Consider the following 13,967-nt stretch of genomic DNA (forward strand, 5'->3'; position numbering starts at 1 on the left):
GCGTCCGCGCCCGGCCGGGCGCCCGGACGCGGACGCGGACGAAACATCAACCGCACGCGAAGAAAACGCGGGCCGTCCTTTACGGCCGGGTTACGCGCGCCGTGCCCCAATCGGTGATGGCGGAGCCGGCGTAACACGGCGCGGACCATGGCTGCGGCGACACGCTCGTTGCAGGCCCGTCCGCCGGCCGCTGTCGCACCTCCCGGTGAGCACGCCGGCACCGTGCCCCACCCGACCGCCGCGCCGGCCGCAACGACAAGGAGAACGCACCCATGACCTCACCCCCGCAAAACCAGCCCGGCGCCACGCAGGCGGGCACGCCGGCGAGTGGCGCCCGCGGCAACGGCCACGATGCGCGGCAGACGGCCCACGAACTCGGCGAAAAGGCCAAGGTCGAAGGCAAGGCGCGCATGGACGACCTGCGCGAAACCGCCGCCGGCAACGTCGACCGTCTCGCCGAAGGCGTACAGGCCGCGGCGTCGCGTCTGGCGCAGGACGACGTCGGCCACATGTCGCAGTACATCTCCAGCCTTGCCGACGGCATGGGCCGGTTTTCCGGCAGCCTGCGCGAGAAGAGCGGAGATGAACTGCTGCGCGACATCGGTCGGCTGGCGCGCGAGAACCCGGCCCTCTTCGTGACCGGCAGCATCGCGATCGGTTTCGGACTGGGACGGTTCGCGCGGGCGTCGCAGCCCTCCGCCTCCCATACCGGTGACAGCGCCACGAGTGCGGACGGCACCAGCACCTGGTCGTCGCAGCCGGGTACGGCCGGCATGCCCGGCAGCGGCCTGGCCAGCTCCGGCGCAACCACGCCGACCGGCGTCGCGGCCGGGAGCACCACGGCGGCCACGGCGTCCGCCCAGGGCACCGGCACCACCGCCGACACCCGCAGTGCCAGCGTCTCCCGCCCGGGCACGCCCGGCAATCCCGGTCCGGCCCCTGCGTCCGGCAGCACCCCACCAGGCAACCGAGGAGGAACGCACTGATGAACGCGCAACCCCGTGATACCCGAACCCCGGACGGCCGCGCGGGCACCAACGGCACCGGCACCAACGGCCATGGCCACTACCGCGGCAGCACGGCCGGCACCACGGCGTCCGCGACCGGCACGTCCAGCGCCTCGGTCGGCCACCTGCTCAAGGAACTGCTCCACGAAGGCACCTCCATGCTCACCAACGAGGTAGCGCTGGCCAAGAGCGAAGCGCGCGAAACCATGCGCACCACCCGGGAAGGCGCGGCGGCCGTCGGCAGCGGCGGCGCGGTGGCACTGTCGGGCTTCATCATCCTGCTGCTCGGCGCGGTGTACGGCCTCAGCAACGTCATGGCGCCCTGGCTGGCGGCGGTCATCGTCGGCGGCGTGGTGACCTTCGCCGGGTTGGCGATGGTGCAGGCGGGCAAGAAGAAGTTCCGCTCCGAGTCGCTGCGGCCCGAGCACACCATGCATTCGCTGCACAAGGACAAAGAAGCCATTCGAGGGAGGATGCAATGAACACCGCCGACACCATCCGGGCGCAGTCCCGGAAAGACCCCGAGCAGCTCGAGCACGAAATCGACCGGCAACGCGACCATATCGGCGAGCTCCTGCAGGCCCTCGAAGGCAGGCTTTCGCCGGGGGACCTGTTTGCCAGCGTGATGCGCCACGGCAAGGACGGCGGCGGCGAGTTCGCCGGCAACCTCGCGCAGACCATCAAGGCCAACCCGGTGCCGACCCTGCTGACCGCCGCCGGGCTGGCGTGGCTGGCTTCCGCCCAGCGCCACCCGCACGCCGCCACGGCCGAAACCCACACGGGGGCCGGTGGCGACCTGCGCGAGCGCATGTCGGACAAGGTCGACGACGCCAGGGCGCACATGGGCCACGCCAGGGAGCGCATCGGCGAGGGCGCCCACGGCGCAATGGATTCCATGCGGCACGGCGCCAGGCGCGCGAACGCGGGCTTCCACCACATGCTGGAGGACAACCCGATGGCGGTGGGCGCGATCGGCATCGCGGTCGGCGCCCTGCTCGGCGCGCTGCTGCCCGCGACCCGCAAGGAGGACGAGCTGATGGGCGGCACCCGCGACCACCTCGCCGACAAGGCCCGGGAAACGGTGGAAAAGGGCTTCGACCAGGCCGCCGAGGCCGGGCGCGAAGTCACCGCGCCGCCATCGGCCGGGGCCGGTTCCCCGCAGGCGTCCCACGCCGCTGCCGCGGGCACGGCCGGCGCGTCCAGCGGTCGGGCCCACTGAGGCCGCGCCCTCCGCGTCACCGGAACACGCCGCCGCCCGGCTCCGACCGGCGGCGGCGTTTCCACCTCGCGGCAGTCCCGGCGTGTCGCAGGGAGCGCAGGCGTCCCTCCCCGCCTCACTCTCTGCGGCACGCCTCCATGGCCAGCGCGAACGAGCGTACCCGCGCCTGGTGATCGAACACGTTGGCGGTCAGCACCAGCTCGTCGGGGCGGTGCTGCCCGATGAAGGCCTCCACGCCCGCGCGCACCGTCTCCGGAGCGCCGGTCACCGTGCAGGCCAGTGCGCGATCGATGCCGATCTTCTCCTGCGGCGAGCAGTACCCGTCGATGGCCTCGCCCGACGCCAGCGGCGGCGGCACCAGGCCGGCCTGTCCGCGCCGCAGGTTGACGAAGCTCTGCTGCTGGGTGGTGAACAGGCGCCGTGCTTCCTCGTCGCTGTCGGCGGCGACCACGTTCAAAGCGAGCATCACGTGCGGTTGCGACAGCCGTGCCGACGGCTGGAACTCGCGCCGGTACAGCGCCAGAGCGTCCTCCAGCGCATCCGGGGCGAAGTGCGAGGCGAACGCGTACGGCAGGCCCAGTGCCGCCGCCAGCCGCGCGCCGAACAGGCTCGACCCGAGGATCCACGCCTCCACGTCCACACCCGCGCCGGGCACCGCCTGCACGGCCTGGCCACGCTGCGCCGGCTCGAAGTAGCGCAGCAGTTCGACCACGTCGGCCGGAAATTCCTCGGCGCTCTGGTAATACCGGCGCAGTGCGCGCGCGGCCGGCTGGTCGGTGCCGGGCGCACGCCCGAGGCCGAGGTCGATCCGCCCGGGGTACAGCGACGCCAGCGTGCCGAACTGCTCGGCCACCTGCAGCGGGGCGTGGTTGGGCAGCATGACGCCGCCCGCGCCCACCCGGATGGTCGAGGTCCCGCCGGCGACATGGCCGATCAGCACCGCGGTCGCCGCACTGGCGATGCCGGGCATGTTGTGGTGTTCGGCCAGCCAGTAGCGGCTGTACCCCAGGCGCTCGGCGTGGCGCGCCAGGTCCAGCGAGTTGGCGAACGTCTGCCGGGCGTCGCTGCCCTCGGTGATCGGGGCGAGGTCAAGGATCGAAAGCGGAATGTCGCGTGTGGTCAAGGCAGGTACTCACTGTCAGCGTGGGGCGGCGCGCGTTCCGGGACGGCACGGCGGCCTGGTCGCGGCGCGGGTCGATGCACCCATGGTCCGACATCGCTGCCGGGTTGTCCTTGCGGAGACCGCTCGTTGCGCTCCTCCATGGTGTGCCCCGATGTAAAGCCCCGATTGAAGCGCCACGCTCCGTAGCGCGGCATGAAATTCCCCCGGAACGGCACGAGGCCGCCGCATTCATCGCAGGTTGCGCCCGGCCGCACCGCCCTCCCCTAGACTGGAACGACCTGTCGCCGGCCCGCCGCCGGTGCCCGCCCGACCGAGGATGCGCATGCCCATCAAATGGTTCCCGCTCGCGCTGTGCCTGGCCCTGGCGGCCTGCAGCCCGGCCGCTCCGCCGGAGGAGCCGGTCATCATCGAAGCGGCCACCAGTGGCGACGGGAACGGCAATTACGGCGCGGTTTCGGTCGACGAACCCGCCCCGCCGGAACCGCCGCCGGACATCGCCAGCACCACCGACTGGCCCGCCGTCGAACTCACCTCCGGCGAGGCGCTGATCAGCTGCTCGGTCGACTACGAAGCCGCCGGCGATGGCCAGCCGCTGGTCGACCTCGGCTTCGAGCCGGTGATGGAGGCCATGCAGCCCTGCCAGGAGCCCGGCGTGCTGCGGCTGAGCTACACCGGCAAGGTCGCCCCCGACTTCGCCGCGCTGATCGAACGCGTCGCGGTGATGGCCGACCGCATGGAGATCGGCAAGCGCATCCTCGACATCGACTCCAGCGGCGGCCAGGTCGAGGCCGCGATCCGCGCCGGCGACCTGATCGCCGAATCGGGCTGGACCATCTGGGTGCGCGAGGACGCCATCTGCCACAGCTCGTGCGTGCTGGTGCTGGCCGGCGGCGACAACCGCCTGCTCTCGGGCAAGGTCGGCGTGCACCGGATCATCCGCCTGCATTCCGACGCGACCTCGCGTGCGGAGCTGAGCCGCGAGCTGCAGGAAGTGCACTCCAACATCGAGCAGTACCTCGCCCGCAACGGCGGCGCGGTGGCGGTGGCCGACCTGATGATGACCGTGCCCAACCGCAGCCTGCGCCTGCTCACCGAGGAGGAGCTGGACCAGTACGGCATCGCCGGGATCAACGCCGCCCAGGACGACCTCGACCGGATCCGGCTCGCCCGCAAGTGCGGCGAGGACTTCGTGCGTCGGCGGGACGACTTCTTCCGCAGCTTCGACCGCCGCTGCGCCGGTTCCGGCGAGGACCTGGAGGCGATGAACACCTGCGGGCTGGAGCTGCGCGAACGCTTCGGCTTCCCCGACGACAACTGCCGTCTCGACAGTCCGTTCGCCGAGCTGGACGTCCGCTCGCATGCGGCGGCGGAGCCGGCGGAACCCGCGCTGGAGGCCCCGCCGGGCTGACGGCCGACCCCGCGACAGGCGACGGTGCCTTCACGCCGGCCGCGGCCCACTCGCGGCTCGTCGTTCCCGAGGCCACCGCATGCCTGCTCCATCCCACCTGCACGACTGCCTCATCGTCGGGGCCGGTCCTGCCGGCCTGACCGCCGCCACCTACCTCGCGCGGTTCCGCCGCGACATCGTGGTGGTCGACGCCGGCCGCAGCCGTGCCCGCTGGATCCCGGCCAGCCACAACGTGCCGGGCTTTCCTTTCGGGGTGGCCGGCAACGAGCTGCTGGCGCGCTTTCGCACCCATGCCGAGGCCTACGGGGTGGCCATCGAGTCCGCCCATGTCGACCGGCTCGCGCTGGCGGATGAAGGTTTCGTCGCCGGTGCCGGCGCGCGCGAGTGGCGGGCCCGCAAGGTGATCCTGGCCACCGGCGTGGTCGACCGGTTGCCGGAGCTGGACGGGATCGAGGAGGCGATCGCCAGCGGCGCGATCCGCCTGTGCGCCGTCTGCGATGCCTACGAAGCCAAGGACGATGCGATCGCGGTCCTCGCGCCCGCCGACGAAGCGGTGAACCACGCGCTGTTCCTGCGGACGTTCTCGCGGCGCGTGTCCGCGATCGAACACCTGGGCAGCGACGGAGCGGAAGCGGACGACGCCCTGCGCCAGCGTGCCGCCGACGCCGGCGTACACCTGCTGTCACCGCCGCGCCGCCTCGCCCTGGTCGACGGCGGCTGCGAAGCCGAGTTCGCCGATGGCCGGCGCGAGCGTTTCGACACCGTGTATCCCGTGCTCGGCGCGGATGCGCAGTCCGGTCTCGCGACCGCGCTGGGGGCGGTGGTCGACGATGCCGGTGCGCTGCTGGTGAACGACCACCTGCAGACCAGTGTCGATGGCCTGTACGCTATCGGGGACGTCGCCAGCGCGCTCAACCAGATCGCGGTGGCGGTCGGACATGCGGCGATCGCCGCCACGTCCGTCCACCGCCGCTTGCCGCCGAACCGCTGCTAGCGCGCCGCCGGCGGTGCGCAACGTGGCTCGGCTACTGCCCGCCGGCCTGTTCGTTCGTCGAGTCGTTCGCCTGCGTACCCTGTTGCCCTTGGGCGGCCTGTTCCTGGGCCGATCCGGTCACTGCCTCACCCTGCGGGCTGACGAGGTGCCAGTGGCCCCACTTGTCCTGCAGGTCGTGTCCGCCGGTGCGGCCGACGCCGACGTCGGCCGCGTAGCGGTACAGCGGGTGGTTGTTGTACGTCACCTGGGTGGAGCCGTCCTCACGCTCGATGGTGCCCAGCAGCCCCGCCTCGAGCTCGGCGCCCGGCGTCGGCGCGGCCTCGGCGACCAGCAGCGGCGGCCACACCTCGATGCACTGGTCGACGCACTTGGCGCCGTCGGTATCGCCCTCGACGTAGTACAACGCGCTGCCGGCGCTGTTGACCAGGTACGGCCCCGCCCCCCCGGCAGTGGCGACCGTCAGCACATTGGATGCGGCGCCCTGCGCGTTGGCCGCGTCCCTGCCCAGCTGCCCGGTGCCCTCCACCGTGCCGCCGACGCTGCTGTCGGGGCCGGTGCCGGGCGGCGTGGCCGGGCCCAGTTCGTTGCCCGGGGCGTTGGCGTCGGCCGCGGCGTCGCGGACGTCGTTGGCGTCGATGTGGTCGGCCGCGTCCTGTGCGCAGCCGGCCAGGCACAGCAGCGCGATGACGCCGCACAGTTTGATCTGAAGGGTGTGTCGCACCGGAATCTCCTCGTGGCGTGGGAGCGGCGAATGCCGCTGGCGATGCCGGATCAATAGCCGGGCGGGCGTTAATGCGCGGTTCCCGCCGCGTGCACTGCGCGTGACGCTCCCTCACCCGGCCTAGAGCGTCCGGCCGGCACCCTCCGGCAATGACTACGCTGCGCATCGCCACCTTCAACATCAACGGCGTCCGCTCGCGACTGCCGTCGCTGCTACAGTGGTTGGAGCGCGAAGCGCCCGACATCGCGTGCCTGCAGGAACTCAAGGCGCCCGACGAAGCGTTTCCGATCGAGGAGATCCGCGCCGCCGGCTACGGCGCGATCTGGCACGGCCAGCGGTCGTGGAACGGCGTGGCCATCCTCGCGCGCGGGATGGATCCGCTGGAAAGCCGCCGCGGGCTGCCGGGCGATCCGAAGGACCGCCAGAGCCGCTACCTGGAAGCGGCCGCGCACGGGGTGATCGTCGGCAGCCTGTACCTGCCCAACGGCAATCCGCAGCCCGGGCCCAAGTTCGACTACAAGCTGGCGTGGTTCGAACGCCTGCTGCGCCATGCGGCCGGCCTGTGGAAGAGCGCACACCCGGTGGTGCTGGCCGGCGACTACAACGTCGTGCCGACCGACGCGCTGGACATCTACAACCCGCGCTCATGGAAGAAGGACGCCCTGTTGCAGCCCGGGAGCCGCGACGCCTGGGCGCGCCTGCTCGACCAGGGCTGGACCGACGCGCTGCGCGCCCGCCATCCCGGGGAGCGCATCTACACGTTCTGGGACTACTTCCGCCAGCACTGGGAACGCAACGCCGGCCTGCGCATCGACCACTTGCTGCTGAGCGCACCGCTGGCCGGCCGCCTGGTCGATGCCGGCGTGGACCGCTGGGTGCGCGACCTGCCCAAACCCAGCGACCACGCGCCGACCTGGGTGACGCTGGACATGGATTGACCCGCCGCATCCGACACTCGCGGGTCCGCGCCGACGGCGACGCGCCGTGCACCACCGCGGGCGCAGGCTCGGACTGGCCGCACTGCGCGGCCTCCCCCCGCAGCGAAGGAGCATGCACATGAGCCAATCCGACCAACGCAACCGCGAGCAGCAGGGCGCGGACAAGGGCAAGAACCTCGGCCAGGGCCTGGCCGGGATCAACGACAAGGACCGCCGTGACCTGATGGGCAACGGCGACGACGCGCCGACCAAGGACCAGCGGCGCACGCTCGGCGAAAACGGCGGCGATGCCGGTTCCGGCGACAAGCGCTGAACCGCGCTGTCCTTACATCCCGCATCCTTCCGCTTGACGATGCGGTAACGAAGGAAGGCGTAGTCTCCAACCGTCGGAGATGCACAGCGAAGGGCCGAGGTCCGGAGCGAGCGTCCCGGCACGGAAGGCTCAGCCGGCGACTTGTTCCTTGTCCGCCGCTGGGCCTTCTTCTCATTCCGGTCAACTGTGACCGTCGCCCGCGACCTTCTCACCTGACGTGAACGCGGGTTGGGTAAAGCTGTATGCGCGTATTCGCCATGTACTGGTGTCACAGTCAGCCGGTCGAACCAGCAAGCCCGCTGGAACGAAGGCGAAGGCGCGAACCCACAACAGTCCATGGAGTCGTGAAATGAGCAACTTGACGAAGAAGACGGCGGTTCTGGCGCTCGCGCTTGGTTCGGCGTTCGCACTGTCCGCCTGCGATGTCGACCAGACCCAGGAGGGCGAGCTGCCGGACGTCGACGTGCAGGCCGAGGGCGGCCAGATGCCGGCCTATGACGTGGACGCACCGGACGTGGACGTCGATACCGAGGAAGTCACCGTGCCGGTGCCGGACGTCGACATCACCCCGGCCGACGAGACCGAGATGGACGATCCCGAGGACGTCAACGATCCGAGCGACGTACAGGACGAGAACAACCCCGGGACCTGAGGTCACGGGCGCAACGGAAAAGGGCAGCCACATGGCTGCCCTTTTTTTTCGGAGCGGCCTGACCAGCGCCGCCCTGATTCCATCACCAGCGGGGAACCCGGCCCGCATCAGGCGGCGGCGCGGGTCTCCGATGCGCCGATGCGTTCCTCCGAACGCCCGAGGCGGAACACCGATACCGAGTCGCTGAGGCTGCCGGCCTGCTGTTCCAGGCTGCGGGCGGCCGCGCTCGCCTCCTCCACCAGCGCGGCGTTCTGCTGGGTGCTGTCGTCGAGCTGCATCACCACCTGGTTGACCTGCTCGATGCCGGCGCTCTGCTCGGCCGAGGCCGCGCTGATCTCCGCCATCAGCTGGGTTACCTGGCGCACGCCACCGACGATGTCCTGCATGGTGCGGCCGGCCTCGTCGACCAGCACCGCGCCGCTTTGGACCTTCTCCACCGAGTCCTGGATCAACTGCTTGATCTCGCGCGCGGCGTTGGCCGAGCGCTGCGCCAGGGTGCGCACTTCCGAGGCGACCACGGCGAAGCCGCGGCCCTGCTCGCCGGCGCGTGCCGCTTCCACGGCGGCATTCAGCGCGAGCAGGTTGGTCTGGAAGGCGATGCTGTCGATCACGCCGGTGATGTCGACGATACGGTGCGACGAGGTATTGATCTCGCTCATGGTGGTCACCACGCGGCCCACCACTTCGCCGCCGCGCACCGCCACGTCCGAGGCGTTGATCGCCAGTTCGTTGGCCTGCCGGGCGTTGTCGGCGTTCTGCCGGACCACGCTGGTCAGCTCCTCCATCGAGGAGGCGGTCTCCTCCAGCGAAGCGGCCTGGCGTTCGGTGCGGACGGACAGGTCGACGTTGCCGGCCGCGATCTCGCGCGCGGCTTCGTTGATGGCGTCGGAACCGCCGCGGATCTGCTGGACGATCTGGGCCAGCCGGTGCACGGTCGCGTTGGCGTTGTCGGCCACGTCGCCGAACCGGCCGGCGAGCGGGCGGTCGATGCGCTGCCCGAGGTCCCCGTCGGCCACCGCGGCGAGCAGCCGGCCGATTTCGTCCAGACTCTCGTCGGAGGTGCGCATGAGCTGGTTGAGCGAGCCGATCATGTCGCGGTAGACGTGCTCGAAGCGGTCTTCCTGGCCGCGCTGGGAGAAGTCTCCGGCGACCGCGGCGGCGACCAGCCGGCTGATCTCGCCGTTGATGGCGGCCATGCCGGCCTTGACGGCGTCGATCGCGCGGGTGATCTCGGCCTGCCGGCCGGGCAGCCGGTCCACGTCCACCGACAGGTCGCCGCGGGCGTAGTGCGAAACGACGTCGACCACGTGGGCGTTGATGCGGATATGCGAGTCGACCAGCTCGTTGACGCCGCTGGCCATGTCGCCGTACGCACCCGGGAACGCGTCGGCCTGGATCCGGTGGTCGGTCTCGCCGGCCGCGTGCCGGCGGGAAATCTCGTGCTGCGCCTCGACGAAGCGACCCAGGCCGTCCTGCATCGAGCGCATGGAACCCAGCAACTGGCCAACCTCGTCGCGCGAGTCCACCACGATCTCGTTGTCGAACCGGCCCTGCGCGATCGCCGCCGAAATGCGGGTGGCACGGCCGAGTGCGCGGCCGATCATCCGCGCCAGCAGCAGGCCGAACGCCAGTGCCAGCACCGCGACCGCGACGGTCAGCGCGGTGATCACCACCAGCGAGCGCCGGTAGACCGCGTCGGACTCGGCCAGCTGCTCCTGCAGCAGGCGATCGTCGTTGTCCTTGAGCTTGTTGAGCGCGGTGAACATCTCCAGCCGCAGCGGGTGCAGCGTGTCCATCGCGAGCGAGGTGGCGGTGTCGTAGTCACCGGCCCTGGCGGCGTCGAGGAAGGCCTGGCTGCCGTCGAGGTAGCGCTGGTACATGGGCGCGATCGCCGCATACATCCTGCGCGAGCTGTCGTCGGTCAACAGCGACGCATAGAGGTCGTTCGCCTCGTGCGCACCGTTGCGGGCGAACTCGAAGCCGGGCAGCGCGCCTTCGTAGTCGCGGGTCTGCAGCAGCACCATCTCGTTGGTACGCAGCTCGGAGATCCACGCGAACATGTTGGCGATCGCCCGCACCGACGGCATCTGGTAGCGGGTGATGCGCTCGACCTGCTGGTTGGAGTACGTGATCTGGTTGTACGCCAGCACGCCGAGCACGATGGTCAGCACGACCGACATCGAGACGCCCAGCAACTGCTTGCGGGCGATGGGCATGTCCTTGAACCACTGCATTGCATTCACCTTCGGGGAGGGGGTGTCGTCACGCGTGCGGGGCACTGCGACCGGAGAGGAGTCGGGAAACGGGGCGGAGCCGGTGGACCACTGCACCATCGGCCGCCGGCTCATGGCAGGTGGACCTTCAACAGCAGGCTGGCGGTGTTCTGGTCGGTACCGCCGAGCACATCGCGGCCGAGCACGCCGTCGTCGTCGATGCCGAACTTGTTCTTCCAGTAGTCGTACTCGACGCCGACGTAGACGGTCTTCCCGCCCCAGCCCAGCGCCTTGCCGAGGTCATACTTCACCTGCGGGTTGACGTGCAGGTGGGCGTGGCGGCCGCGACCGTTGTCGACCACCCAGTCGATGAAGCCGTCCAGCAGCAGGTCCGAGCGGCCCACCGGCACCGTCCAGGCCCACACCGGGGTGACCTGCCACTGCGCATCGGGGCTACCGTGGCGCGGATGGCGGCGATAGGCGTTGAGCTGCACGTAGTCGAAGCCCGGGATGTCGAGGTCGACACCCGGTCCCACCAGCCAGGTCTCGACGTCGCCTTCGCCGAACTCGTACGCGGTGGCGAGCAGCACGTCCTTGACCGGACCCAGGGCCAGCGCGCGACCGGACAGCTTGCCCAGCGATAACCGGGGCGCGAATTCGCCGTACCACGCGACGCTGCCCGTGCCGGGGTCGACCGTGCCGTTGAAGGCGGTCACGTCGACGAACGCGAAGGTGTCGCCGTACTTCCAGCCGTTGGCGTGCTCGAACGTCAGCGTCTGCTGCTGATCCGGATTGACCGTGTAGTCGCGGCCGGCGAGGTAGGTGATGCTGTTGTCCTGCCACTGCAGCCAGTCACCGGCGACGGCGGGGACGGCAGGCGACAGGCATCCGGCGAGCAGGAGACCTGCGCGCAGACGGGGGGATTTCATTGGACGGAATCTCTGGACGGAAGGTCGGGGGAAGCCACGTGCGCCATATCGACCCGCCGCGCGCACTCTTGAGGGCGATCCGCGCCATCCCCGGCACGGGATCCGTTCCCGCGACCGCGGTCACACCGGCGTCAGCCTTGCATCACCCTGTTGCGACCGGCCCGCTTGGCCGCGTACATCGCCTCGTCGGCCCTCGCCAGCACGGCCGACATCGTGTCGCCACGCCCGAACTCGGCCACGCCCGCCGAAAACGACATCGCGCCGGCTTCGGTGGGCAACCGGCGCATGGCGGCCAGCAGCCGCGTGACCGTCGTGATGGCCTGTTCGACCCGCGTATAGGGCATCAGCAGCAGGAACTCCTCGCCGCCCCAGCGTGCCAGCACGTCGTTGCCGCGCAGGGAGCCACCGGCCTGTGCAGCGAACGCGCGCAGGACCTCGTCGCCGGTCGCGTGGCCGTGCAGGTCGTTGATCCGCTTGAAGTGGTCCAGGTCGATCACCGCGACACTGAAGGGATGTTCACGGCGTTGGAAGCGGCCTTCTTCCGCGGCCAGCAACTGCTGCATGTGGCGGCGGTTGGCCAAGCCGGTCAGCTCGTCGCGCGTGGCCAGCCGCTGAACCTCGCGCAGGGCGTCGGTCAGCGCCGTGCGCTCGGCCCGCAGCCGCCGTCGCAGCGACGAAAGCCGCGCCGCCACCAGCGAGACCGCCGGCAGCAGGATCACCAGCATCCCGAGGTTGATCAGGTCCACCCGCAACGCCGGATCGGCCAGCGACCAGCCGCCGCCAGAGCGGACGAGGTGGAGCACGTAGACGGTCAGGCGAAGCTGAACAGGGTGAAGCCGGTCAGCGACACGATCCGGCGCCACGGCAGCGAAAACGATCCGAACGTGAGCACCAGCAACAGCGGGAACAGCGTCGCGGTGCGCAGCGGCCCGGTGACGAGATAGCCCCAGTCCACCGCAACCACCGCGAAGACGATCTGGGCGAACGTCAGCGTCGGGTCCTTGAACCGTGCGCTCCAGCCACTCCGCAGGGCGACGTAGAACCCTGCGAGCGCCACGGCGACGCAGGCGCTCCAGACCACCATGTGAAACATGGAGACCCAGCCCTGCGCGGCACCCAGGCCGTAGACGACCGCGCTGCCGCAGTAGACAGGGACGGTGATCAGCCACTGGGTGGTGGAAATCCTCAGCCGGGCATCCCGGCCGGCCGTGGCATCGAACAACCCCTGCAGCCGCCGCGCGGCCCATCCGCGGATTCCGGAAGAACGCGTACCCCGAGCCTCCGCGCCTTCGGGCCGGCCACCGGACATGCGGATATCCGCGTCGCGGCCCGGCGCCGGCGCGGACGGATGTCCGCCGCTGCGGAGTTCGTTGTTCAAAATCGCAAGCTCTTGAAGGCTCCTCGGCGATCCTATCGGCCGGCCGGCGCGGAACTTGAGACCACGTTCCGCCTTCCACCATCGCGTCCCCCACCCCGCCTCCACACCCGCGTGCGGATGATGGCCCCGCCCCTACCGAGCGGAGTCGCCATGGAACCCGTCCGTACCGTCGTGATCACCGGAGCATCGAGCGGCTTCGGCCGCGGCGTCGCCCTGCGGCTGGCCGGCCAGGGCTTCAACCTGGTGCTCGCCGCGCGCCGCTCGCGCGTGCTGCAGGACCTGGCCGCCGAGTGCGGCAACGCGATCGCGGTGACGACGGATGTCGGCAACCCCGATGATGTCGAGAAGCTGGCGCAGGCCGCGCTGGCGAAGTTCAACCGGCTCGACGTGTGGATCAACAACGCCGGCGTGGCCGCGCTCGGCCGCTTCGACGAGATCCCGCTGCGCGACCACCAGCGAGTGCTCCAGACCAATCTCGGCGGCGCCATCAACGGCAGCCACGTCGCCATGCGCCACTTCCGCCGCATGCACTCGGGCACGCTGGTCAACATCGCCTCGATGCTCGGCCGCACGCCGTCGCCGTACTACGCGTCCTACTGCGCCACCAAGTACGGCGTGCTCGGCCTGTCCGAATCGCTGCGGCAGGAGCTGGAGGTCGGCGGCGAACGCGACATCCACGTCTGCGCGGTCCTGCCGATGGCGGCCGACACGCCGTTCTACGAGCACGCCGCCAACTACACCGGCCACGACCTGTGGCCGTTCCCGATCACCGACGCCGGGCAGGTGGTGGACGCGATCGTCGACGTGGTCCAGCGCCCACGCGACGAGGTCACCGTGGGGCTGCCGGCGGCCGCGGCCGCGCTGTCGGAACGGCTCGCACCCGGCCCCACCCAGGCCGTGACCGGCGTGGTCGCCCACCAGTTGCAGATGGAGCAGGCGCCACCCGCCACGGCGACGCCGGGCAACGTGCACGCGCCATCACCGATCGGCACCGGCGTGCACGGCGGCATCCGCGCCCGCATGGCCGCCGAGCTGGACCGCACGGGGCCGTAATCCACGCACCGGCAAAACC

General features: G+C 70.7%; 15 protein-coding genes. 9 read left to right on the forward strand and 6 right to left on the reverse strand.

Annotated features, from left to right (window positions below; translation table 11 throughout):
• Positions 1 to 272: 272 nt before the first annotated feature.
• Genes U8331_RS08955 through U8331_RS08965 form a run of 3 tightly spaced genes read left to right on the forward strand, consistent with a single transcriptional unit; the run spans position 273 to position 2,226 of the window.
• Complete coding sequence (locus tag U8331_RS08955; protein WP_481130701.1) at positions 273 to 986, forward strand: hypothetical protein; 714 nt, start codon at positions 273 to 275, stop codon at positions 984 to 986.
• Entirely contained in the window at positions 986 to 1,489 is a 504-nt protein-coding gene (locus U8331_RS08960) for a phage holin family protein (protein WP_481130702.1), read from the forward strand. Before U8331_RS08955 ends, U8331_RS08960 begins: the two co-directional genes overlap by 1 nt.
• The gene (locus U8331_RS08965) at positions 1,486 to 2,226 is read left to right on the forward strand and encodes a DUF3618 domain-containing protein (RefSeq protein ID WP_481130703.1); all 741 of its coding nucleotides are present in this window, start codon (positions 1,486 to 1,488) and stop codon (positions 2,224 to 2,226) included. Before U8331_RS08960 ends, U8331_RS08965 begins: the two co-directional genes overlap by 4 nt.
• A 115-nt stretch (positions 2,227 to 2,341) precedes the next feature.
• Here U8331_RS08965 and U8331_RS08970 read toward each other — a convergent pair whose 3' ends face one another.
• The gene (locus U8331_RS08970) at positions 2,342 to 3,349 is read right to left on the reverse strand and encodes an LLM class flavin-dependent oxidoreductase (protein ID WP_481130704.1); all 1,008 of its coding nucleotides are present in this window, start codon (positions 3,347 to 3,349) and stop codon (positions 2,342 to 2,344) included.
• A gap of 322 nt (positions 3,350 to 3,671) precedes the next feature.
• On the opposite strand from U8331_RS08970, the gene U8331_RS08975 reads away from it, so the two are divergent.
• Both U8331_RS08975 and U8331_RS08980 read left to right on the forward strand, forming a co-directional pair.
• A complete protein-coding gene (locus U8331_RS08975; protein WP_481130705.1) occupies positions 3,672 to 4,757 on the forward strand; it encodes a COG3904 family protein in 1,086 nt (361 codons plus the stop codon).
• A gap of 79 nt (positions 4,758 to 4,836) precedes the next feature.
• Complete coding sequence (locus tag U8331_RS08980; RefSeq protein WP_481130706.1) at positions 4,837 to 5,751, forward strand: NAD(P)/FAD-dependent oxidoreductase; 915 nt, start codon at positions 4,837 to 4,839, stop codon at positions 5,749 to 5,751.
• A 31-nt stretch (positions 5,752 to 5,782) separates the two neighbouring features.
• On the opposite strand, the gene U8331_RS08985 is transcribed toward U8331_RS08980, so the two are convergent.
• Entirely contained in the window at positions 5,783 to 6,472 is a 690-nt protein-coding gene (locus U8331_RS08985) for a COG4315 family predicted lipoprotein (RefSeq protein WP_481130707.1), read from the reverse strand.
• Between the two features lie 149 nt (positions 6,473 to 6,621).
• Between U8331_RS08985 and xth the strand changes: the two genes are divergently transcribed.
• The 3 genes from xth (at position 6,622) to U8331_RS09000 (ending at position 8,375) form a co-directional block, all read left to right on the forward strand.
• Positions 6,622 to 7,410, forward strand: a complete 789-nt coding sequence (xth, locus tag U8331_RS08990; RefSeq protein WP_481130708.1) for an exodeoxyribonuclease III — start codon at positions 6,622 to 6,624, stop codon at positions 7,408 to 7,410.
• A 118-nt stretch (positions 7,411 to 7,528) separates the two neighbouring features.
• Positions 7,529 to 7,723, forward strand: coding sequence for a hypothetical protein (locus U8331_RS08995; protein ID WP_481130709.1), 195 nt, complete (start codon positions 7,529 to 7,531; stop codon positions 7,721 to 7,723).
• 349 nt (positions 7,724 to 8,072) lie between these two features.
• Positions 8,073 to 8,375, forward strand: a complete 303-nt coding sequence (locus tag U8331_RS09000) for a hypothetical protein (protein WP_481130710.1) — start codon at positions 8,073 to 8,075, stop codon at positions 8,373 to 8,375.
• Positions 8,376 to 8,482: 107 nt separating this feature from the next.
• On the opposite strand, the gene U8331_RS09005 is transcribed toward U8331_RS09000, so the two are convergent.
• The 4 genes from U8331_RS09005 to U8331_RS09020 form a co-directional block, all read right to left on the reverse strand.
• On the reverse strand, positions 8,483 to 10,609 hold the full coding sequence (locus U8331_RS09005; protein ID WP_481130711.1) for a methyl-accepting chemotaxis protein: 2,127 nt from the start codon (positions 10,607 to 10,609) through the stop codon (positions 8,483 to 8,485).
• Positions 10,610 to 10,719: 110 nt separating this feature from the next.
• Complete coding sequence (locus U8331_RS09010; protein ID WP_481130712.1) at positions 10,720 to 11,517, reverse strand: outer membrane protein OmpK; 798 nt, start codon at positions 11,515 to 11,517, stop codon at positions 10,720 to 10,722.
• Positions 11,518 to 11,648: 131 nt separating this feature from the next.
• Positions 11,649 to 12,320 (reverse strand): GGDEF domain-containing protein, encoded by a 672-nt coding sequence (locus tag U8331_RS09015; RefSeq protein ID WP_481130713.1) that lies wholly within the window; start codon positions 12,318 to 12,320, stop codon positions 11,649 to 11,651.
• 8 nt (positions 12,321 to 12,328) lie between these two features.
• Entirely contained in the window at positions 12,329 to 12,895 is a 567-nt protein-coding gene (locus U8331_RS09020) for a hypothetical protein (RefSeq protein ID WP_481130714.1), read from the reverse strand.
• Between the two features lie 150 nt (positions 12,896 to 13,045).
• Between U8331_RS09020 and U8331_RS09025 the strand changes: the two genes are divergently transcribed.
• Positions 13,046 to 13,948: an SDR family NAD(P)-dependent oxidoreductase gene (locus tag U8331_RS09025; protein ID WP_481130715.1), complete on the forward strand. Its 903-nt coding sequence runs from the start codon at positions 13,046 to 13,048 to the stop codon at positions 13,946 to 13,948.
• Positions 13,949 to 13,967: the final 19 nt, after the last annotated feature.

This window comes from Lysobacter sp. CC-YZS074, assembly GCF_056739745.1.